This is a genomic window from Synechococcus sp. W55.2, from assembly GCF_047461635.1.
Taxonomy (GTDB): domain Bacteria; phylum Cyanobacteriota; class Cyanobacteriia; order Thermostichales; family Thermostichaceae; genus Thermostichus.
The window spans coordinates 1-3,477 of the sequence record NZ_JANSHM010000107.1 but is presented as its reverse complement, the minus strand read 5'-3'; the positions used below and the strand labels follow the sequence as shown (position 1 = coordinate 3,477).

Annotated in this window: 4 protein-coding genes and 1 pseudogene; 3 read left to right on the top strand and 2 right to left on the bottom strand. The window is 57.4% G+C overall.

Features of this window, described 5'->3' with window-relative positions:
* A pseudogene (locus tag NW828_RS13650) lies at window positions 1-167 on the top strand (RNA-guided endonuclease TnpB family protein); the annotation flags it as partial.
* Between the two features lie 49 nt (window positions 168-216).
* Here NW828_RS13650 and NW828_RS13645 read toward each other — a convergent pair.
* Complete coding sequence (locus tag NW828_RS13645) at window positions 217-1,236, bottom strand: FHA domain-containing protein (protein ID WP_414384441.1); 1,020 nt, start codon at window positions 1,234-1,236, stop codon at window positions 217-219.
* A gap of 204 nt (window positions 1,237-1,440) precedes the next feature.
* On the opposite strand from NW828_RS13645, the gene NW828_RS13640 reads away from it, so the two are divergent.
* Both NW828_RS13640 and NW828_RS13635 read left to right on the top strand, forming a co-directional pair.
* The gene (locus NW828_RS13640) at window positions 1,441-1,926 is read left to right on the top strand and encodes a CGLD27 family protein (RefSeq protein WP_011433781.1); all 486 of its coding nucleotides are present in this window, start codon (window positions 1,441-1,443) and stop codon (window positions 1,924-1,926) included.
* Between the two features lie 33 nt (window positions 1,927-1,959).
* A complete protein-coding gene (locus tag NW828_RS13635) occupies window positions 1,960-2,892 on the top strand; it encodes a bifunctional riboflavin kinase/FAD synthetase (RefSeq protein ID WP_414384440.1) in 933 nt (310 codons plus the stop codon).
* Window positions 2,893-2,898: 6 nt separating this feature from the next.
* On the opposite strand, the gene NW828_RS13630 is transcribed toward NW828_RS13635, so the two are convergent.
* Window positions 2,899-3,363: a molybdenum cofactor biosynthesis protein MoaE gene (locus NW828_RS13630; protein ID WP_414384438.1), complete on the bottom strand. Its 465-nt coding sequence runs from the start codon at window positions 3,361-3,363 to the stop codon at window positions 2,899-2,901.
* Between the last annotated feature and the right edge of the window lie 114 nt (window positions 3,364-3,477).

Here is a 3,477-nt window from a genome sequence, read left to right as displayed (position 1 = left end):
GATGGGAAGGAGATGCGGACTGGAATGGGGCCAACATGATTGCCAAACTTGGGGCTGTCGTAAACCAGCCTAGAGGTTCGGGCCTGTTTTGTTCTCTGGTAGAGCAGAACAGGCTCAGGGCTACTGAAAGCCCGCTCCGTACCGCTTTAGCGGTCGGAGTCGGGTAGTTTACACAGCAGACAGCGGCAAGACATCTCCGGGTAGTCGGATCCAAGTCTAGGGGCTGAGAACGGCTTGCAAAGACCGCACATCGCAGTAGTACACCTGATGGCGGTGGGCATACCCCTTCAGCTCCACAGCCTGATGGGAGAAGCAGGTGGCTGCCTGCCCCAGCTGTTTGGCCAAGCAGGTATAGGTGTCCTGGCTGATCGCCAGGTCGGCGTTGAGGGTGCGGGTAGCGCTCTCGATGCGAAAGGCCAAATTCACCGTATCTCCCAGAGCCGTATATTCTTGGCGGGTGTTGTTGCCCACCTGGCGCACGATTGCCGAGCCTGTGTTGACCCCTGCCCCCAGACGAATGGGAGAAGGCAGCGGAAACTCACCGTTCAGTTGCTCGGTCATTTGAAACAGCTTCGCTATGGCCTGCAAAACCGACTTCACATCGAGGTGAATTCCCGGCGCTTCAACTCCTCCCAGGGGAGCGGTGTTGGCTTGGGGCACATGGAACCAAACGGCCATAATGGCATCGCCAATGTATTTATCAACGCTGCCCCCGTACTGCTGAATGATATCCCCACCCCGCCGGAACCAATCGCCCATCACCTGGGAAAGCAGGCGCTCGTCCAGTTGTTGAGTCAGTTGTCCGTAACCTCGCACATCCACCACCGCCACCGAGATCAGCCAGCGGGTTTGTAAAACCAGGGTGTCCGAAGGTTTGGCCGCGGGGCTGGGTTCTGAGCTGGCCAGGGATCCGCTGTGGAACTCCAGCTGGGATTGTCCAAGGGTGAGGTGATCCCCATCCTGCAGCAGGGTGGGAATGCTGACGCGGCGATTGTTGACAAACGAGCCGTTGCGGCTGCCCAGATCGATGAGATAGATGCTGTTGTTGTCGAGGTATTGCAGCAGGGCATGTTGGCGGGAAACGCTGGGATCGCTCAAGACGATGGCGTTGTCCTCATCACGGCCTAGGGTCCAAGCGGTTGCTCCCGAGAGAACGTGTTTTCTTTGGCTGCCATCCGGCTCTTTTAAGATCACGTAGGGTGCGGCAGTGGCGGCAGATTCGCTCGTGACGCTCATGATGAGATGAATTCTAGACGCGACCACACTTCAATAAATACGATACCCCGCTAATAAATACGATACCCCGCTCCCCTTCGGTTGATCGGGAAGATGCCTGGGCTGGATTTCTAGGCTGTCTTCGTCGAGAGATGGAGGTCTGAGGATGGGCTTGGCGGGGGGCCAACCCGACCGATATCATTTTGTGTAGATACGTTAAGGTCTATGCTGGATCCCTCCCATCCCATTCCCGCTGAGCAACAGCCGCTCCGGCAATATGCAGAGCTGAGGGAAGCCTTTCCTTTTTCCTGGCCTGCTTTGGGCTGGATCCCTTACTTAAAACGAATCTTTGGGGTTTGGGGAGCTGTTGTGCTGGCGGTTTCCCCGCTGGTTTGGAGCAGCTTTGCCGGAGATTGGGGCCACTTTGTCTCTGGGTCGGTGCTGGGGGCCAATGTCTTGCTCGGCCTGGTGTTGCTCCATCTCTACTTGGGATGGGCTTATGTGCGGCGGCGCTTGGTACAAGCCCAGATTCCCTATGAAGAAAGTGGCTGGTACGATGGGGCGATGTATGCCAAGTCAGAAGAGGAGCTGGCTCAGCATCGGCTGATTGTCAGGTATCAGATTGATCCTGTGTTGCAGCGCCTGCGACGGAGCTTGTGGGGCGTAGTGGGCTTGAGTGGGTTGGTGGCCCTGCTGTGGCCTCTGGGGTAGGCAGTTGGTTGGCTGTTTTTAGGATCCCGGACAGTGCACATCACTTCTGATCTGGCTCAAACCTTGCGACCCACCGCTGTGGCCATCGGGAACTTCGATGGCTTGCATCTGGGCCATCAGAAGGTGCTGCAGCCGATTCGAGATTCTCTTCAGGGGGTACGTACTGTCCTCACCTTTCATCCCCATCCACAGGAAGTCTTGACGAGGCGGCCTCAGCTGTTGCTCACTCCCCCTGCCGAAAAGCTGGATCTGTTGGCGCAAATGGGCTTTGAGCAGGTGGTACTGCTCCCCTTCACCCCTGCATTTGCCTGCCAGCCCCCCCAAGAGTTTATCCAAACGGTACTTGAACAGGGCCTGCGCGTTCGCCATCTCAGCGTCGGTTGGGATTTTTGCTTTGGTCACCGTCGCTCCGGCAACGCCCAAACGCTCCAGGCTTGGGGATCCGAGCGCTGCATTCCGGTGGAGGTGATCCCGGAGGCGAAACTGAACGGGGAACGGGTGAGCAGCTCTCGCATTCGAGCTGCCCTGGCGACCGGGGAGGTGTCCACTGCCGAAGCGCTCTTGGGTCGCCCCTATCGTCTGATGGGAGAGGTGGTGCAAGGGGATCAGCGGGGCCGACAACTGGGCTTTCCCACCGCCAACCTCCGCTTGCCTCCGGAGAAGTTTTTGCCCCGTGATGGGGTGTACAGCGTTTGGGTGGATGTGCCTGCTGCTGCGGCAGCTCTGCCTGGGGTGATGAACATCGGCCATCGGCCCACCTTTGCCGGTTTACAGCACACCGTCGAGGTGCATCTATTGGATTGGACAGGAGATCTCTACGGGCAAGAGGTGCGGGTGGCGCTACGGGGCTTTATCCGCCCAGAGCGGAGATTTCCCACGGTGGCAGATTTGATTCAGCAAATTCAGCAAGATTGCCAAACGGCTCGTCAGCAGTTGGGCTTGGCCGAGCAAGTGGGTATGGTCTAAAGAGATCTACCTCCTTTCTGAAGAGAGCTCGCAAGCGCCAAGGCTCACCCAGGCGCTGGTGCCATCTCGCCAGTATTCTTTTTTCCAGATGGGGGCGTTGTGCTTGAGGGTGTCGATGGCAAATTGGCAGGCAGCAAACCCTTCGGCCCGATGAGGGGTGCCCACCGCCACCAAGACGCTGATCTCGCCAATGCGCAGCTTGCCGATGCGGTGGTGGATGACCACACTGTTGGCATCTGGCCAGCGCTGCTGAATTTGTCGGGCAATATCGGCGAAGACCTTCAGAGCCATGGGCTCGTAGGCTTGGTATTCCAGGTAATCGACAGGGCGGCCATTGGTGTTGTCTCGAACAGTGCCGCTCATCACCACCACGGCCCCATTGCCCGGATGGGAGGCCTCTTGGTGGACACGGTCGATGGATAGGGGAGCCAGGGTAATCTGGAAGGAAGTCTTCAGGACGGTCAGGAGCATGACTCTAGTCAATAATAAGCTCAACTATACTGAAAATATATGTTCAGTACGGATTACTACCAGTTGATCTTTCTGTTTACTTTCGAGTCTGCCAACATGGTAGCCAAAGCAAAG